This window comes from Cognataquiflexum aquatile, assembly GCF_003316845.1.
GTDB classification, from domain to species: domain Bacteria; phylum Bacteroidota; class Bacteroidia; order Cytophagales; family Cyclobacteriaceae; genus Cognataquiflexum; species Cognataquiflexum aquatile.
Map to the genome: position 1 here is coordinate 145,469 of NZ_QMIK01000004.1, position 17,135 is coordinate 162,603.

At 44.5% G+C, this 17,135-nt stretch carries 14 protein-coding genes; 3 read left to right on the plus strand and 11 right to left on the minus strand.

Going from position 1 to position 17,135, the window contains the following annotated elements:
- The first annotated feature begins 226 nt into the window (after positions 1-226).
- Positions 227-1,264 (plus strand): serine hydrolase domain-containing protein, encoded by a 1,038-nt coding sequence (locus DQW11_RS12110; RefSeq protein ID WP_113924345.1) that lies wholly within the window; start codon positions 227-229, stop codon positions 1,262-1,264.
- A 539-nt stretch (positions 1,265-1,803) separates the two neighbouring features.
- Entirely contained in the window at positions 1,804-2,265 is a 462-nt protein-coding gene (locus tag DQW11_RS12115) for a YehS family protein (RefSeq protein WP_113924346.1), read from the plus strand.
- A 250-nt stretch (positions 2,266-2,515) separates the two neighbouring features.
- On the opposite strand, the gene DQW11_RS12120 is transcribed toward DQW11_RS12115, so the two are convergent.
- From DQW11_RS12120 to DQW11_RS12165, 10 genes are all read right to left on the minus strand, one after another.
- A complete protein-coding gene (locus tag DQW11_RS12120; RefSeq protein WP_113924347.1) occupies positions 2,516-3,190 on the minus strand; it encodes a protein-L-isoaspartate(D-aspartate) O-methyltransferase in 675 nt (224 codons plus the stop codon).
- A gap of 27 nt (positions 3,191-3,217) precedes the next feature.
- The gene (locus tag DQW11_RS12125; RefSeq protein WP_113924348.1) at positions 3,218-3,700 is read right to left on the minus strand and encodes a cytochrome c; all 483 of its coding nucleotides are present in this window, start codon (positions 3,698-3,700) and stop codon (positions 3,218-3,220) included.
- Between the two features lie 45 nt (positions 3,701-3,745).
- A complete protein-coding gene (locus DQW11_RS12130) occupies positions 3,746-4,405 on the minus strand; it encodes a tetratricopeptide repeat protein (RefSeq protein ID WP_113924349.1) in 660 nt (219 codons plus the stop codon).
- Positions 4,393-5,742, minus strand: a complete 1,350-nt coding sequence (locus tag DQW11_RS12135) for a tetratricopeptide repeat protein (protein WP_113924350.1) — start codon at positions 5,740-5,742, stop codon at positions 4,393-4,395. Before DQW11_RS12135 ends, DQW11_RS12130 begins: the two co-directional genes overlap by 13 nt.
- Complete coding sequence (locus tag DQW11_RS12140) at positions 5,724-7,904, minus strand: urea transporter (protein ID WP_113924351.1); 2,181 nt, start codon at positions 7,902-7,904, stop codon at positions 5,724-5,726. The genes DQW11_RS12135 and DQW11_RS12140 overlap by 19 nt, the downstream gene beginning before the upstream one ends.
- 30 nt (positions 7,905-7,934) lie before the next feature.
- Positions 7,935-9,293, minus strand: a complete 1,359-nt coding sequence (locus DQW11_RS12145) for an alanine racemase (RefSeq protein ID WP_113924352.1) — start codon at positions 9,291-9,293, stop codon at positions 7,935-7,937.
- Between the two features lie 21 nt (positions 9,294-9,314).
- Positions 9,315-10,361, minus strand: a complete 1,047-nt coding sequence (locus DQW11_RS12150; RefSeq protein ID WP_113924353.1) for an ATP-grasp domain-containing protein — start codon at positions 10,359-10,361, stop codon at positions 9,315-9,317.
- Complete coding sequence (locus DQW11_RS12155; protein ID WP_113924354.1) at positions 10,348-10,605, minus strand: HPr-rel-A system PqqD family peptide chaperone; 258 nt, start codon at positions 10,603-10,605, stop codon at positions 10,348-10,350. The genes DQW11_RS12150 and DQW11_RS12155 overlap by 14 nt, the downstream gene beginning before the upstream one ends.
- A gap of 391 nt (positions 10,606-10,996) precedes the next feature.
- Complete coding sequence (locus tag DQW11_RS12160; RefSeq protein WP_113924355.1) at positions 10,997-12,376, minus strand: MBL fold metallo-hydrolase; 1,380 nt, start codon at positions 12,374-12,376, stop codon at positions 10,997-10,999.
- A 413-nt stretch (positions 12,377-12,789) separates the two neighbouring features.
- The gene (locus DQW11_RS12165; protein ID WP_113924356.1) at positions 12,790-14,163 is read right to left on the minus strand and encodes a hypothetical protein; all 1,374 of its coding nucleotides are present in this window, start codon (positions 14,161-14,163) and stop codon (positions 12,790-12,792) included.
- 334 nt (positions 14,164-14,497) lie between these two features.
- On the opposite strand from DQW11_RS12165, the gene DQW11_RS12170 reads away from it, so the two are divergent.
- Positions 14,498-16,294 carry a hypothetical protein gene (locus DQW11_RS12170; protein WP_113924357.1) on the plus strand — a complete coding sequence of 599 codons (1,797 nt, stop codon included), beginning with the start codon at positions 14,498-14,500 and terminating at the stop codon, positions 16,292-16,294.
- Positions 16,295-16,455: 161 nt separating this feature from the next.
- On the opposite strand, the gene DQW11_RS12175 is transcribed toward DQW11_RS12170, so the two are convergent.
- Positions 16,456-17,076: a class I SAM-dependent methyltransferase gene (locus DQW11_RS12175; RefSeq protein ID WP_113924898.1), complete on the minus strand. Its 621-nt coding sequence runs from the start codon at positions 17,074-17,076 to the stop codon at positions 16,456-16,458.
- Positions 17,077-17,135: the final 59 nt, after the last annotated feature.

Below are 17,135 nucleotides of genomic sequence, written 5' to 3' on the forward strand. Positions count from 1 at the left end.
GCTCGTCTTTATCCCCGAGTTGCGTTCCTTACTCGGGGCTACCCATATTTGACCACTATGTGGTCGGTCGCCGCCGCCAATGTTTGTGTCTCCACAAACATTATTTATTCTCCTCTTTTTCTCCTTTTGCTCCGCGTCTCTGCGTGAGATCATTTTCTTTTACCGCAAAGGTCTTAAAGGTATTGCAAGAGGATTTTAGTATTTTTACCTGTAAATCTTTTTTCTTATGAAATACTTTTCAATACTCTTTTGCCTGATCGGACCGCTTAGTATTGCATTATTTCTCCCAATTAATGCAGACATCGAATCGATTTCCAAAATCATGTCTGATAAGAATATCCCGGGAATTTCTTACGCATGGCTGCAAGAGGGTAAGTTGAAGGAAAGTTTTGCCATCGGAAAAGCTAACAATGATAACCAACCCATCGACCAAGAGACGGTTTTTTCCGCAGCCTCCCTCAGCAAACCCATCTTTGCTTACATCGTCTTTCAGTTGGTAGATGAAGGCATTTTGGCACTAGACACGCCTTTATATACCTATTTTGATTATCTGGATATTGCCCATGACCCAAGGTACAAACTTGTCACAGCCAAAATGGTACTCAGCCATACAAGCGGATTGCCAAATTGGAGAAAGGGAAAACTCCAGTTCCAATATGAACCCGGAGAGCAGTTTCGGTACTCAGGAGAGGGTTTCGTCTGGTTGCAAAAGGTGACAGAACACCTTAAGGGGAAAGGTTTGGAAGAGCTTGCTGAGGAATATGTTTTCCAACCATTGGATATGAAGAGGAGTAGCTTTGTTTATTTAGAGGAATTTGATGCTAACCATAGTCTTTCCTTCAAGAAAAACGGAAAGCAAATAGGGAAAAGTAAAGTAAAAAATCCCAATGCAGCGGCTTCCCTGAAGACAACGGCGTATGACTATGCCTTGTTTCTAGAAGCCTTATTGGAGGGTAAAAAGATGAACCCGGGTTTGCAGCAATTGATGTTTACTCCCCAAGTTCAAGTCAATCTGAAGGAAGGCAAAGGGCAGGAGGTCTATTGGGGTTTGGGTGTGGGAATCCAAGAAACATCTGAGGGCAGACAGATTTTTCAATGGGGAGATAATTTTACGTTTAGGGGTTTTTTTACTGCCAATGTAGAATCCGGAAATGCAGTGGTTTACTTCACCAACAGTCAGAATGGTCTCAGTCCTGTCCGGGAATTGGTCAAGTTAGGGATGCCCGATCCACAGCCAGCGTGTGATTGGTTAAATTATGAATGAGGGGATTAATTTACCACGGAGCGCACTGATGGCGCAGAGAAAAATTCATCATCCATTATCCTTTAATATTTTTCCTTTTCCTCTGCTGCTCTGCGTGAGATCATTTTTTTTTACCGAAATGGACGCAAAGGTTTCGCAGTGGTCGCAAAGGATTTTGAACGTACCTGTTTTTGGAGGAAACTCTTATTCACTATTTCCGATTTCTCGGCCAAAAACCTGAATCGTCTTGTTCGTCTATATCCCCGAGTTGCGTTCCTTACTCGGGGTTACCCATATTTGACCACTACGTGGTCGGTCGCCGCCACCAATGTTTGTGTCTCCACAAACATTATTCATTCTCCTCTTTTTCTCCTTTTGCTCCGCGTCTCTGCGTGAGATCATTTTTTTTTACCGCAAAGGAAAAGAAGGTTTGGCAATGGACGCAAAGGGAGATTTCCTTTTCCGGCTTTAACCTCCTCATTTGGAAAACTTACCCCAATCAGACATCTTTACGTTCCATCGAATTCAGGTTTCAACCTTCTTCCTTCCTCCTTTAAAAAATGACCAACAACGATATCCTCCGCAGCCTGCGCTATACTTTTGATTTTGGTGATGACAAGATGATCGCGCTTTTTGGGTTGGGGGGCAAGACGGTCACAAGGTCTGAAGTGAGTGATTGGCTGAAGCGGGAAGAAGATCCGGAGTACAAGGGAATTTATGACAAGGACTTGGCCTATTTTCTCAACGGTCTGATTATCGACCGCCGTGGCAAGCGGGAAGGGGTTGAACCTGTTGCGGAGAAGACCCTGACCAATAACATGATTTTCCGCAAGCTAAAGATCGCGCTCGACATGAAGGATGATGAGATCCTGGAAATCTTGGCCAAGGTGAATATCAATATCAGCAAACATGAACTGAGTGCGTTTTTCCGCAAACCAACCCAAGACCAATACCGTCCCTGCAAGGATCAGATTTTGAGGAATTTTTTGAGGGGGATTCAGATGAAGTATAGGCCTGATTGATTGGCTTAAAGGTTAATTGGTTAATGGTTATTTGGTGAAAATTGTCTTAAATTTTATAATTGAAGTATCAGATATTGATTGATATTGGATCCCTACAGCTATCGGGATGGATATTGATTCAAAAAAACCGTTTATTCCACATTTTAAGGTCTTGGGCATCAATTGATATTCCGGTTAATGATTGAATTTCCTGATACACCGGTCATCGGAAATCTTGCATCGGGAATTCTGTCTGATTCATCCGCTCTCTTTACTTTCTTGTAAAAGGTACAAACCTCACGGGGCCAAGGTTGGTGGTTTTGATTTGGCCTTTGGATTTTTCGAGCAATATTAGGTCCTGCACTTTTCCTTCCGGTCCGACGGGAATGACCATTTTACCACCCTCTTTGAGTTGGTCGATCAGCGGTTGGGGCACTTTCTCCGCCGCCGCAGTGACGATGATCGCATCAAAGGGACTTTGTTCCTTCCAACCTTGATAGCCGTCTCCGATTCGGAAATTGATATTGGTGTAGCCTAAGTTGTCTAAATCCTTTTTTGCACGTTTTTCGAGGTTTTCGACGATCTCAATGGTATAGACTTCCTCTACCATTTCGGCCAAAACTGCTGCCTGATACCCGGAACCTGTCCCAATCTCCAAAATTTTCATGTATTTTTTTGGATCGATCAGATCGGTCATGTAAGCAACAATATAGGGCTGAGAAATGGTCTGTCCCTCACCGATAGGAAGCGGGCGGTCTTCATAGGCATATTCCCTTTGGTCTTCGGGAACCAATAAATGCCGCGGTACTTTTCTCATGGACCTAAGGATCTCCGGGTCAGTAATCCCCCGGGCTTCGATCTGGTTTTTGACCATTTGTTCTCTCATGGCTTTGTAGGAATCTGTTTGCGGGAGCAGAAAGAAAAAGAGAAAGATCAGATACTTCATGGCAATGATATCGGTAATTTGTTTCTTTTAGAGTGGTGGATTTTCCTGCTTTTTAAACTCCTTCCATTCATTAATCCATTCTTCGGATGCAAGGTCATGGTCATAAATGTAATTGACGATGCTAGCCAGGTCCTTTTGATCAATGGGCAGCGGCGGCATCAGCCCAAAATTTCGGATGGCTCCGGGCATTTTGGATTTGTCCTGACTTGGATGCTGCACATAGGCAATAATGGGTTCGACAAACTCCTCCCTTCCCATCCCTTCCCTAAAGTAATGTTCCCTTACCCTGAACATCGGCGGACCTGTTCGTCCAGACGGACCCCCACCCATTCCGGGATGGTGACAGGCAAAGCAATACCTGTCCATCAATACCATGCCATCTAGTTCCTGTTCACTATTTTGGAGCTGTATGTGGACTTCGTTCTTTTTATTCTGATGCAGGTACAAAAGGATCCCGATCCACAACAAGGCGGGCAGCAAAGAGAGAATGATTAATCTCTTGGTAATCATAGTGTCTATCATTTACATGGAAAATGGATGTCGGAGTAGGATCTGTTATTTGATCAGCTTCAGTCCTTCCAAGGCGGATTCGTCGCCGGGATTGTTCAGCAATACTTTTTGGAACAGGACCTTGGCTTCTCTTGATTTTTGAAGGCTGAGTTTGTTCCAAGCTAGGAGCAGCAGTCCGTCATAGTCGAAAGGGTAGAGATTGACGACTTTCTCTAGATGGGGATCAGCCTTGGCAAATTCCCCGCGATTGTAGTAGATCAATCCTACGCGGTAATTGACGAGGCTGTTTTGGGGATCAGTCTGTAGGATTTGGCGGTAGATATCGAGGATTTCGTCCCATTTGCCCTGTACAGAGAGCGGAAGGACCAAGCCAAGCTTTGGTTCGATGGCATAAGGTTTCAGGGCCACCGCCTTGTTGTAATATCCTGTGGCTTGATCAAGCTTGGAAGCTTGGTAGTGCAGCCAACCCAACCTGAGGTTGAGTTCATAGGAATCCGCCTGATAAACTTCCATCAATTGGTCAATGGCAGCCTTGAAGTTTTGGGATTTTTCGAGGGCGTAGCTCTCGCGAAATGCCTCGGTGACCTTGTCCTGTGCCTGCGCAGTGAATGCAGTGAGGAGTGCGATCAGAAATGCCAAAACCAGGATTTCGGTGGTTATGATCCAATTGGTTTTGGATCTTGGTTGTTTTGCTAAAATCTCCATGATAAGATGCCGGTTAGGGATTGAATGTTGTATTCCTTTAAGTTGAGGGGTTCGGCTTCGGACCCGCCTGTGTTGAATTCACTTTGGTTGGTGAAGAGGGTATAATCCAGGGTAATGCTCCATCGGGGATTTGGGAGGATAATGGCTCTCGCACCGATTCTTTGTTTGATTTTGTCCAGCCTGTTGAAGACGACAATGCCGTCATTGAGCAGGAAGTTTTCCATTTCACCAAAGCTGCCATAGGCTTCGAGCCACAGGAAGTTGTTTACTTTAGTCCCGATTTGCTGTTCAAAGACAAGGCGGTTGGTCGTCGGCTGGGTGTCGGTTTGCTGTCTTTGGTGGGACAAAACCGAAACCGTGTAGAGGTTCAGGTTTCCCTTTGGATAGAGGATGAGTTTGAGGTCCTTTTGGTCCTGCCGTGCATTGGCCAGGGTTCCGTAATAATAGGATACTGCTAGGGTAACATAGGACCATCTCTTGTACAGCGAGCCAAAGTACACCATGTCGGTGTCGGTTTGGTTAATTTCTTGGGTAATCACATTGGGACCTTGACCCACCTGACTTTGGACCGGAAGGGAGTAACTGATATTGATGTAATGAATACCACCCATCAGGCTCAGTCCTTTTGCCAAAAGGACATTGGCAGCGGCGTAATATTGAAACAGACTGGATTGATAATCCCTGTCGAGCAGGATTTCCCCGTCGGATTGGCTGTAGAGAAGGTGGCTGACCCGCAATGCCGAAATGCCATGATACAGTGTCAGCCTTGGACTGAATCCATGCTGCAGACCTGCGAAGAAATAGTGGTGCCGGTTTGGGATAAACTGACTTCCTTCCAGATCCGGGCTGAGGGAAGCCGTAAATCCATCTGTTACATTTTGGTCGGTCAGGCCTGTATAGTTGTAGGAGAGATCGAGTTTTTCGATTAATTTGACAGTACCTATTTTTATCTTTTGTTTCATTGCAAGAGAGAAATCTGCTGCAACGACTTTTGCTTCCGCGGACCTTCCCGCTAAGAGGTAGGCATAGAAAAGGTATTCCTGAAGGTACTCCTCACTGCTGTTTGTTTTGATTGCTTTTTCAAAATGTGTCGAAGCCAAATGGTAATTGCCGGTTTCATAATAAGCAATCCCCATCCTCACCCGCAGGTAGTAATAGTCGATGCCGTCCTGAAGCGCTTCATTGCCTTCCTTGATCAGCGTTTGCCATTCCTTTTTTTGGAAAAGGGAATAGGTCTCAGCATCCACTTGGGAGAGGCTTTTTTGCTGTTGGGCCTGTGCCAAAGAAGTACAGACCAAAAGCAAAATGATTCCGGGCATTAACTGTCGTAAATACATGTTGCCAGAATTTGGTTTTTGTTGTTTTTAAATCCGAATGTCCTGAGTCCTCCGCCATCCAATACAAATTCAAACTCCGAAACAGCCAAGGTTTTTCCCCATGATTTTTTGAGGACCTGGCCTTTGAGAGAAAGGGGTTTGGTGGAAAAGCCTTTGTTTTTTTCGGGATAGGTCAGGGTAAATTCCCCTTTGAGGTATTGGTAAAAAGGGGCGATAAAATCCTGAAGGAAGATGGTGTTGATATTGAAAACCATATGGACAGGAAAACGGTCCTTGAGTTTGAGTCCGTTTGTAAAGCCGAAACTTACCTTGAAGGCGGAGAGATAGAATGCATAGAGGAGGGATTTCCTATCCCCTTCGAAGTGTGTGAAGTGAAGCATCGCCTCATCGAGTTTGAAGTAGGCTTTTGATCCTGTCTGTTGGCATTCGAGGTATTTGTTGAGGCTATAATCCCTTTTGACTTCCCATTCATGCCGTTTTCCTTCTTGGGTTTCGAAGAGGAGTCTGTTGCCTACGACAAAGGAAAAAGCTTTCTTCAGGTCATTTTCAGGCATAAGAGTACTGACTACAGCATCCATCGGTGGATTGGCGGCGGACATCAGTTTTTCCTCGCCGGTGACCCTCATCCACACATCGGTAATCCGGAAGTCGATTGTTTTGGATCCGATATAGGGGGTCGCCTGGATCTGAAAGTGGAGGTGTGGATAGGGTGAATTTCCGGAGTTCCCGCACTTCCCGATAACTTCTCCTTTTTTGACCTTGTCTCCGGGTTTGGGTAATATGGAGCCCTGTTTGAGGTGGCTCAATTTGCTGTAAAGAAAGTCAGCGTGCTTGATGATGATGGTATTTCCCCAGTTTTTCTCCAGGTTGTTTGCCCCAATGGGATTGTCAGGAATGTCGTTGACCACGGCTTCCACCGTCCCGTCGGCAGGAGCGAGGATGTTTTTGTCAAAGCAGTAATAGTCTGTAGGGAAATCCCCTTCGTCTTTGAAAGTCTTGTTTTGTTCGTCCTTGATTTCAAAATCCCATGCATATCGCCAGGCGTCTTTGTGGGTATAGGCCCCATTGTGTCCTTGGGTGACAGTCCATTCGCCAAAGAATGGAAGGTAAATGGGTACCGGGCTGTCTTCCCCAAACCTTTTATGAAAATTGCTGAAGCTGTAAAGATTTTTTTCGGGAGAGTTTTGCTGCCAAAAGATCGTGCTGAGACCGATCCTGTTGTCCACCCGGAACTTTAGCGCATAGAGGAAAGTCAAAGTTGCGAGGTTGAATGGAAAAGAGTGAATCGGGAGGTAAATCAGGCTGAAAACCTGCTGCAGGGCAATGCCCAAAATCGTCACCACTGGAATGATGGCGATCAGGCCAAGGTAAGAACTACGGCTCGGGATGATGAAATATCCCCCGAGGGCAATGGCTGTCAGGATGTAATTGAATCCGATATAGCTGAAGGATACTTCGGAAAAAGGAATCCCCAAAAGCAGGTAGAAAACATAGGCAAGGTAAAATCCCCACAGGGAGAGTGTGAAGGCGATCCGGGAATAGATCAGGATTCCCAAGGCTGCGAGAACTCCCGCAAAGACATTGCTCTGGAAAAATATGGCTCCCAGGGAAAGGAAATAGGCTTTGAAAGAAAGCGGCATGGGGAGTTGGTTCCACCATTCGTACATGTCGACGAGTGATCTGCCGCCTAAGAGGTAGAGGTCATTCAGGACATAAACTCCTCTTTCACTCAGTCCCAATTCCCCAAACTCCCGTGTGGCGAGCCTGACCATCCAAAAAACAAGGATAAAAGGAATACTGAGGTAGGGGAGGCCATATTTGCCCAAAACCCCTTCCATCGTCACAGCAATAAAGACAGTCAAAATCCCTGCTATCAATACTAGAACAAAGAGTAAGAGTCCGGGCTCAAAGTAAATTCCAAGTCCCACCCCAACAAGGAGGGCATTGAATCCATAATATCCCTGACGGATGTTTGGCTCATAAAGTCCGATAAAATAGGCAGTCAACAAAGCCGCCAAGACCGCTGTCAGCCCAAAAAAACCGACATATACATCCACGAAAGTGATACCAAGCAGGATGATCCCAAACCATTTGTTGTTCGAGAAAAATACCTGTGCATAACTGTTGAACAGGGACTGACCTAACCATTCAAACTTTTTCATGGAAGCTGATTTGGCTTTTTAAGGAAACTTTTAGAGTTTGAATTGCTTCAGGTGCTCGGGCATCACTTCCTGAGAATTGATGGTCTCGAGGACCTCTCTTTTTCGGATCAGATGGGGATTGCCTTTGCTGTCGAGCATGACCACATTTGGCCGGAGGGTGATGAATTGCATCCATTGGGTATTGTTGTAAGCGCCCACTCTTTTGATCACATATTGGTCACCTTTTTTGAGGAGTGGAAACATCACATTGCCCCGAATCACATCGATGTTCATACAGAGTGGACCGTACAGGGTCGTGTCTTCAGTTTGGTCGGATACCGGCTGCACAGGCCTGACGTCATGCTCATACCAAAAAGCAGTAAAGAGAAGGTTTACCCCTGCATCCAGGATGGTGGCCCTTCTTCCGTCCGCCAGTCGCTTATTGGCGATGACCGTGCCGACAAGGTAGCCGGCATCATCGATCATGGCCCTGCCCGTTTCGAGGATCAGCATGGGAAGATGGTCGGGCTTGATATCGGAGCTCATGAGTACTGAGGTAATGGCCTCTGCAAAATCATCAAAAGAAGGTGCTGTGTCTGTACCCGGATAGTAGGCACCTCGAAGGGTGTTTTTGGAAGCAAAGCCCCCACCCATGTCGATGTACTTGAGGACATGGCCATGCTTCCGCTCCAGTTTGATGGCGAGGTCTGCCAATTTGCCTGCGGCAATCCTGTAGGCTTCGACGCTCATCATATAGGTACCGATGTGGGTATGCAGTCCCATCAGGTCGAGGTTTTTGTTGGCCATGATCCTGTTGAGCGCATCCCAAGCTTCCCCGTTTTCATAATTGAATCCAAACCGATCCCATTTGGGATAGATACCCGTGTCCATGTTGACACGGATGGCGACTTTGGGCCGCTCGGTCATTTCCTTGCTGAGGTGGATGATTTCATACAGCTCATCAAAGTGGTCGATATGGATCAGGGAATTGTTACGGATGGCTTTTTGCAGGTCTTCGGTGCTTTTGTCCGGACCATTGAAGAGAATAAGTTCACCCGGAACACCGTTGGCGATTGCTTTGTCATATTCAAATCCGGAGACCACTTCCGCCCATGCGCCCTCCTGATGGAAGACATTGCAGACGGCATTGAGGTAATTGGTTTTGTATGACCAGGCAAACTTCACATTGGGGTATCGGCTGCTGAAGGCACGGTGGGCTTCCTTGTAGGTTTTGCGGATCGTGGATTCAGAGAGGACAAATAGCGGAGAACCAAATTCCCCGATCAAGTCCTTGATTGGTGTGCCATCGATGTGGCTGAGCGGTTCCAAGCGGTGCGACATGCCGTATTTGCTTGGCAAACCGGCATTGATCCGCTGTATAATCGGTCTTTCAAAATCTAGCTTTGTCATGGGTTTTTAAGTCTTATTGATTCAGAGTTCTCCTTTGGTGGACAACTTTTCAAATTCATTTAATTCAACAATCAGGTCAAATGAGTAGCGGATAAACATTTTGCCGATATCGTATTTGGTAAAAGGTGCAACTGGAATGTCCATAGCCAATTTAACCAAGGCCTCAGGTAGATTTTGGCCCGCTGCCACGGCGAGGTAAACCCAAGCCGGAAGTCTCGGGTTGATTTCTATCATGTAGAGTTCGTTCTTGGTGGTACGGATAAGCTCGAGTTCCATGCCGCCACGCCAATGGGTCTGGGAAATAATTTTGTAGGTGAGATCCATCATGGTTGGGTCTTCCAAGGTGATTCCTCCCCAAGCTTTTCCTTTGTCCGTGATGTAAGTTTTGCGCATGGGAACAGCACCAATGGTATTGCCCTTGCCATCACCCAAAGCAATCACGTTGACTTCTGTACCTCGGACAAACTCCTGGATGACGATGGGAAGACCCCATTTGGCAGCAATTTTATTGAAATAGAGCGCCACCTGATCCATGTCATAGGCGATGTAGGCATCATAGAATTTTCCTTTGACTACGACAGGAAACTCAAATTTGTCCTGCATTTTCCTGAAGTCTTCCACGCTTGTAATCGGCGCGCTGTAGGGAACATTGACGCCATACTTTTTGCCGTATTCCGGAAGGTTGGATTTGTGTCTTTCTTCGAATTGCTGCAGGGTAGGGAGGAATGTCCGGATACCCATTTCCCGCAGGATTTTTTCAGATTTCATAAAAGTGAAAAGCTCCGAATCAAAATTGGGAATCAGGACATCGATTTTTTCTACTTGATGGATGTAGCGAATCCTCTCCAAAAATGGCTCTACCCCATCAGAAGGATAGGGGACTTTGTAGGATTTGTCCACCAAGTCATGCATGTAAGGACCCGGCTCGAGGTTGTCGTAGACCAATCCGATGATTCTCGCATCAATTTCCTTCGAATCCCTCAAGCCTCTCACAACAGGAATCCCGGGACCCGGGCTGTCGATGTTGTTGAGTCCGGAGAGGGCGATGGTCAACTTATTCTTTTCCATCGGGGTCGGTGAGGTGAAGCTGGGCCAAAGTGGCTATAAAGTCGTAGTAGTACCGTTCAAAACTGTCGCTGTCCACCTCATACTTTTCGGTGACAGCCTCCAAAATTGCGCTAAAATCTTTTCCCGATTTGATCAGTTGGACAATTTCCAAACCACTGGGATTCAGTGAATAGGAATCTCCCGAACCAGGATCAAAAACAAATCCCGAATCACTGATGGCGATGTTTTTCTTGATTTTTACCATGGTATATTTGTATTTTTTTTACCAACAGTTGAATCTACATAAATCATTTCGGGCATTTTATGACTTTTATCACCCAATAGAAATATTCAATGATGGAAAATGAAGGCGCAGAGAATAGTAGGTTTCATATTCCCCCTCATAAATCGCAGATTGTAGCAGAAAACCCCTCAGCCCATATTTGGGTCTTCATAAACATTCTTATCCTCTGCATGAGATAATTTTTCTTTTCACAGCAATGGACCCGAAAGTATCGCAAAGGGGCGCAACGTGTGCTTTACTGAAGGGTTAAGCTTTTTCCTTTGCGTCTTTGTGGCTTTGCGAGATAATTAATAGGGACAAAAAAAAGAGGACTTTTCAGTCCTCCTTGGTTGGTTTTGGGAATCAAATGTGCTTAAGCTGTCCAGTCGTTGTAGCCACCGGAGTAGTTCAGGATATTGTCAAATCCATTGGCTCTCAATATAGAGTAGGCAATAGCTGCCCTTGCACCGCCTTGGCAGTGAATAATGACTGGTTTGTCCTTGGATACTTTGTCCAGGTTCAATTGAAGTTTACCCACAAAGAGGTTGTCCGAAGAATAGATTTTGCCTTTTTTGTATTCCGCCACACCCCTGACATCGACTACCTGCACGTTTCCTTTTTCAAGTTTGGCTTTGACAGTTTCTTTGTCGATAGGATTGTAGCTTTCGAGATGGCCTGCTTCGAACGAAGCCAACTGATCCGGAGTGATAAATCCATGGATGTTGTCCAAACCGATTCTCATCAATTTTCTGGTAAGGTCTTCGATTTCAGCTTCTGTGGCAATCAATACGAAAGACTCTTCGTAGTTCAGGTACCAACCCATCCAAGTGGAGAAAGAGTTGTTGTTGCTGATGTTCAGCGTTCCTTTCAGGAATCCTTTGGCATATTGCTCCCAAGGTCTGGCATCGATGATTTTCAGGCCATCTTTCTTGGCTTTCGCAAATTCATCTTTTGACAGGTTTTTGATCTTGGGTACTTCAGTCAGCAGCTTTCTGTCCACCTTGTTGAGTTTCTTCATCATGGCGAAGTACTTTGGTGGTTCAGGCTGGTCAGCAAGGAGTTCTTTTGCAAATGCCGCTTTATCATCGAGCAGGTTCAATGCCCAGTTTCTGATTTTCTCATAGCCGACAGTCGTCATCGGAACAGCTCCCAAAGCTTTGCCACAGGCAGAACCTGCACCGTGACCTGGCCATACCTGAATATATTCCTGGAGTTTGGAGAAAGACTGTAAGGAATCATACATCTGTGCAGCTCCGATATCCTGGGTGCCTTTGATGCCTGCAGCTTGCTCTAACAGGTCGGGTCTTCCCACGTCACCCACAAACACGAAATCCCCGGTAAAGAGCATTGCAGGTTCGGTAGTAGCCGGTCTGTCCGTCAAAAGGAAGCTGACACTCTCAGGTGTATGACCTGGGGTATGGAGCACCTCAAAGGTGATATTTCCCAATTTGATGATGTCGCCGTGCTTGATTTTGTTGTGTGGAAATTCATATTTCCAGTCCTTGTCACCTTCATCCGAGAGGTACATCTCAGCTCCTGTCAATGCAGCAAGTTCTCTTGAACCGCTCAGGAAATCTGCATGGATGTGCGTCTCCAGGATGTGGGTGATTTTGAAATTATTGGCTTTGGCAATGTTGAGGTAAGTGTCTACGTCTCTTTTTGGGTCAATTACGGCAGCGATCCCGCTCGCCTGACATCCGATCACGTAACTCGCTTGCGCCAGACTTTTGTCATAAACTAATTCGAAGAACATAATTTTTATTTTTTATAGTTATCTGTATTCAATGCCTGAATTCCAATTCCCTTTGATCACAGTGACGGAAGACCGAAGACGGAAGTAGGCTGCTTTTTTTATCTATCCATGGATTTAAATAACCCAGAGAATCGACTGGCATTATCGTGTTTAATATTATTTGAAAGTGAATTGCTTGTTGGAACAATTTCATCTTTTAATAAAGTACAAGTTTACGGACAATTTCAGCCATTTATTGTGACTATTGGCACGAAACAATATTTTTGAAATTTGGGTTTAGGAATTTCTTAATAAAAAAATTAAACCGCAACCGTTAGAAATTCTCACTTGATTTCTTGAGAATTTCTAAAAATTGGGGCTTTTTGGGATTTTGGAAATTTCTCTTTAAAATTTCAGGCTGAGAAGAAAAACTTTTAAAAAGCCAGCTTCAGGTTGACCAAGGGATTGGAAACATTGGAATTGATCCCGATGATGCCGGAAGGAACGATCATTCTTTGGTTGACAAAGAAATTTTCAGGAGTGACCTTCATGGTAAATCTGTAGGGTTTGTCCTTGTTGATTTTGCTCAGGAGATTTCCGGCTAGGTTGTCTTTTTTATATTTATTGAAAAGGATTTGTTGGGTAGCCAAAGCCAACACAGAAGGGATACCAACCCATAGAGTAGGGGAGTCCGTTTCGAAGATCGCTGCAAGTCCAAAGCCGACGAGCCCCGCACCGCCAGTAGAAAGTGCGATGGTGCTTCCCTGCTTTTTGTTGAGGTAAACCCCTTTGACCGCTTTTTGTCCTAGTATCGTACCGAGGACGGTACCTGCTGCAGGAATTAATATGACAGCACCTGAGATATCATCTTGTAAGACTTCTGCAGCAATTGCAAAACCAATCCCAGTTGTTGCCAAAGACATGGCCGAAATATTGTTCACATCACCTTTGGTGTAATCGTATTTTCTAGAAACGTTATTTGCCACAAGGATTCCACCTACCCCGCCTGCCAAAAGTGCCGCTCCGTATAGATTTGAGTTTCCGGATTCGGCCGCAATCAAAGTCGCTGCACCAAGCCAAGGTCCAATAATGCCGTAATGGCTGATCAATTCGATATGTCCTTCAGAAAAGTTTCTTTTCTTCTGCAATTTGAAACCGACTTCTCCCAATGCTATACTTCCTACTGTAGAAAGCCCCAAAGCCAATTGTCCCGTATAGTCTTGATCTCCACCGATCATCAATGCCAAAGATCCACCATAAATCAGGCCGAGAAATTTTCCTGTATTGCTTGCACGGATGACAGAGCGGTTGATGTTTTCATATTTTTTTGGTACCATGACCGGTCCCAATGCCCAAAGCCCACCTGTCAACAAAGGAATACCAAGAGCTGCTGCACTGCTGATTTCTGTGACAGCCACCAGACTTGCACCGTAATAGGCTCCAAAGAGGATATTGGTCGCATAGTCCCTGCCTCTCCATTCAAATTCTTCTTCTACAATCTGAATATTGGATGGTCCCATCAGTTCCCGGTCCCATTGCTCTTTCATTTTGGTATAAAATGCTTTTTCATCTTCTGAAAGACGCTGGAAATAATTGGAAAGGTAAGTTTCAAAATCCTGTAAATAGGAGGTTTCATCAGCCGTCAGGGCGATGCCTGTTGTGCTTTTCTGCTTAATGATACGGTATGTTTCTTTGTTTGATTCTTCCCAATATCCCCTTGCGGTGTAGATTCCCTGCGCATTTATTTGGGTATTTAGGGCAAAGGCAACGAAAAAAAGGAAAATGGTCAAATAGTAGCTGGGTTTCATAGAGTATTATAAAGTTGGATAAAGAGAATCAAAGAAAAGGACTATCGAATAGAATAAACAACTGAAATTAAATAATTGCCAAAAATTGTTACGCAGTTCTAATTTGTAGGGTTTTTAAGTTGTCCGGATTTGAGGATATTTCCCCATTCTTTTACCTGTTTCTGTCAGATTTTCGGGGAGTATCGTGTGGTTATTCCTGTTCTGATTATTCATTTTTCCTGATCAAAATCATAATCACAAATGATCCAGGTTTCCTAATTGGCTTAATAATGACTTTAGCTTTGCCTGCTTCTTATTTGTCCTAAATATAAAAAAACCGATCAAGCTCTCGCATATGTTCAATTCCCAAGCAGCCACACATAGTTTTCATATCCCGGTCATGGGATTGGGTTTTACCGCTGACTCCCCAATCAAAGTTGCCAAATACGGGATTTCCTCTGTAGTCTCCATCATGGATGACCACATGTTGGAAGACCTGAGGCGCATTTACAGCAGAAAGCTGCAGATTCCTTACTTGCCAATCACCGACAAAACCGATGATTCCCGTGCCAACAGGATCAAAGCTTACCTCAATTTATTGCATGATGCTGTCAACAAACAGATTGTAGATCTCAAATCCCAATCTTTTGAATACGGCATTGCTATCAATGAATATTTCACTTTGTTGCCGGAAAGTCATGGTCTAAAAGTGCTTTATGAAAAAATGAAGCAGGAAGTGGGAGAAGCCAAAGAAGCCATCCAAAGCAAGTTGAAAGCGGCTATTTCTCCTGGGAAAATCGATGTCAACATCATGACCAAAGTAGACAAAATCAACTTTGACAAAGAAGGAAATGAACTGCCGAGAGAATATTCAGATGCCCTCTCTGCCCTTAGGGGATTTGCAGAAAGTGACCTGGAATCTTCCGTCGTATTTTCTGCCGGGATGAATCCCGCGCTTTATGGTTATGCTGAGCAGTTCGCTGATTTCTTTCCTGATCAAAATGGAAAAATCAAAAAAGGCATCATCCTCAAAGTAAGCGATTACCGCTCAGCTTTGATTCAGGGAAGATTTTTGGCCAAAAAAGGATTGTGGGTTTCTGAATTCAGGATCGAATCGGGACTCAACTGTGGAGGTCATGCCTTTGCTACGGACGGATTATTGATCGGTCCGATATTGGAGGAATTCAAAAGCAACAGAGCGGAATTGAGACAGGTATTGTTTGATACCTGTCAAAAAGCTTTGACTGAAAAGGGAAGTCACCTCCTTTCAGATGATATCATGCCGAAGATCACCTACCAAGGCGGAATTGGTTCTGCAGCTGAAGACAAATTCCTGATGAATTATTACCAACTAGACGGTACCGGTTGGGGAAGCCCTTTTTTACTCGTACCCGAAGCAACAAGTGTGGACAAGGATACCTTGGACAGGTTGATCCAATCCCGGAAATCGGACTATTATCTGAGTCATGCTTCTCCTTTGGGTGTTCCTTTCAATAATCTCCGCACCAGCAGCGGCGAGGAACAGCGGATTTCTAGGATTGAGAAAAACAAACCGGGCAGTCCCTGCTACAAGAAATTCCTGTCTTTCAGCACGGAGTTTTCGGCCAAACCCATTTGCACCGCATCCCGCGAATACCAAAATCTCAAGTTGAAAGATTATGCCGAGGGAAAAACATCACAATTGGAAATGGATGAAGTTTTGGAAAAAGACTGCCTCTGTGAAGGGCTGAGTGCTTCTGTGATTTTGAACCAAGGCGAGGAACCAAGAAGAAACCTAAAGGCAGTGACAATATGCCCGGGTCCTAACCTGGCGTATTTCAAAGGGGTTTTTAGCCTTAAAGAAATGCTTGACCATATCTATGGCAAGGTCAGCATTGCCCTCGATCCCGAAAGACCGCAGGTTTTTGTAAAAGAACTGCAGCTCTACGTCCAACACCTTCAGCATGAAATCAGCAAATCGCTGCCTGAAAAAACACAGAAGTTTGAGGCCTATGTCGAAAAATTCAAAACCAACCTGTCTCAGGGAATTGCTTATTATCAGGAATTGATTGCTTCTTTTCCTATAGATACGGAGGAAGTGATGGATAAAATGAAAGCACAACTTACTGAATTGAAGGAAAAAATCGCCGGACTTGAAACAAAAACAGTGTAAAAAAATATCCCTGATTTTGAATGTATGGAATGAGACAACATTTAAACAATGGTTTCTTGTTTCCGGAAAATTTATGAGAAACTGAAATAATTATTGAATGAAAAGCAGGTTAATTTTTTGCTATTGAAAGTCTTTTCTTGAAAACGACCTGGTTTTTTATATCAAATTTTCATAAAACTACAAAAAGTATAATGTTGCCTTGTGCCGCCGGGGGTGATATGGTCGGTTTGGAAGCAATTGGTTTTTTGGAAATAAGGTTTGAAAACTGCGGCCAACTGTTCCATAGAATATTGTCTGACTGGCAGTCCGCTGCAATGTGTTGGGCCTTGGTCAGAGAAAGTCCCGATTAGCATCAATCCGCCTTCGGAAATGGACTCATTGGCTATTCGAACATAGTTTTCAACTTCTTTTGGGTCAAGCAAAAAGTGGAACGCTGCCCTGTCATGCCATACATCAAATTTTTCTTTGGGCTCAAACATTAAGATATCGGAATTGATCCAAGTTACTTTTGTAGCATTTTCACCCAACCTGTTCTTGGCTTTTTCTATGGCTTTGTGGCTGAGATCGAGGACATGTATATGCACAAACCCCAAATCCAAAAGATGGTCAACCAAATAGCTGTCCCCACCGCCTACGTCAAGGATTTTGGCGGTTTTTGGGATTTTCGATTCTTCAATGAAGGATAGGGAAACAGTTGGTGTTTTTTGATACCAACCCACTTCGGTAAAATTTTTTGTTTCGTAGATTTTCTCCCAATGCTGCTCTTTGTCAATATTTGCCATGATTGGATATCTGAATTTGAATATTTTCTTTCTCAATAAATTATTCAAAAGTCTGAAAA

Coding starts and splice junctions, on each gene's coding strand:
- DQW11_RS12110 (WP_113924345.1), top strand. CDS start 227: ATGAAATACTTTTCAATACTCTTTTGCCTGATCGGACCGCTTAGTATT.
- DQW11_RS12115 (WP_113924346.1), top strand. CDS start 1,804: ATGACCAACAACGATATCCTCCGCAGCCTGCGCTATACTTTTGATTTT.
- DQW11_RS12120 (WP_113924347.1), bottom strand. CDS start 3,190: ATGAAGTATCTGATCTTTCTCTTTTTCTTTCTGCTCCCGCAAACAGAT.
- DQW11_RS12125 (WP_113924348.1), bottom strand. CDS start 3,700: ATGATTACCAAGAGATTAATCATTCTCTCTTTGCTGCCCGCCTTGTTG.
- DQW11_RS12130 (WP_113924349.1), bottom strand. CDS start 4,405: ATGGAGATTTTAGCAAAACAACCAAGATCCAAAACCAATTGGATCATA.
- DQW11_RS12135 (WP_113924350.1), bottom strand. CDS start 5,742: ATGTATTTACGACAGTTAATGCCCGGAATCATTTTGCTTTTGGTCTGT.
- DQW11_RS12140 (WP_113924351.1), bottom strand. CDS start 7,904: ATGAAAAAGTTTGAATGGTTAGGTCAGTCCCTGTTCAACAGTTATGCA.
- DQW11_RS12145 (WP_113924352.1), bottom strand. CDS start 9,293: ATGACAAAGCTAGATTTTGAAAGACCGATTATACAGCGGATCAATGCC.
- DQW11_RS12150 (WP_113924353.1), bottom strand. CDS start 10,361: ATGGAAAAGAATAAGTTGACCATCGCCCTCTCCGGACTCAACAACATC.
- DQW11_RS12155 (WP_113924354.1), bottom strand. CDS start 10,605: ATGGTAAAAATCAAGAAAAACATCGCCATCAGTGATTCGGGATTTGTT.
- DQW11_RS12160 (WP_113924355.1), bottom strand. CDS start 12,376: ATGTTCTTCGAATTAGTTTATGACAAAAGTCTGGCGCAAGCGAGTTAC.
- DQW11_RS12165 (WP_113924356.1), bottom strand. CDS start 14,163: ATGAAACCCAGCTACTATTTGACCATTTTCCTTTTTTTCGTTGCCTTT.
- DQW11_RS12170 (WP_113924357.1), top strand. CDS start 14,498: ATGTTCAATTCCCAAGCAGCCACACATAGTTTTCATATCCCGGTCATG.
- DQW11_RS12175 (WP_113924898.1), bottom strand. CDS start 17,076: ATGGCAAATATTGACAAAGAGCAGCATTGGGAGAAAATCTACGAAACA.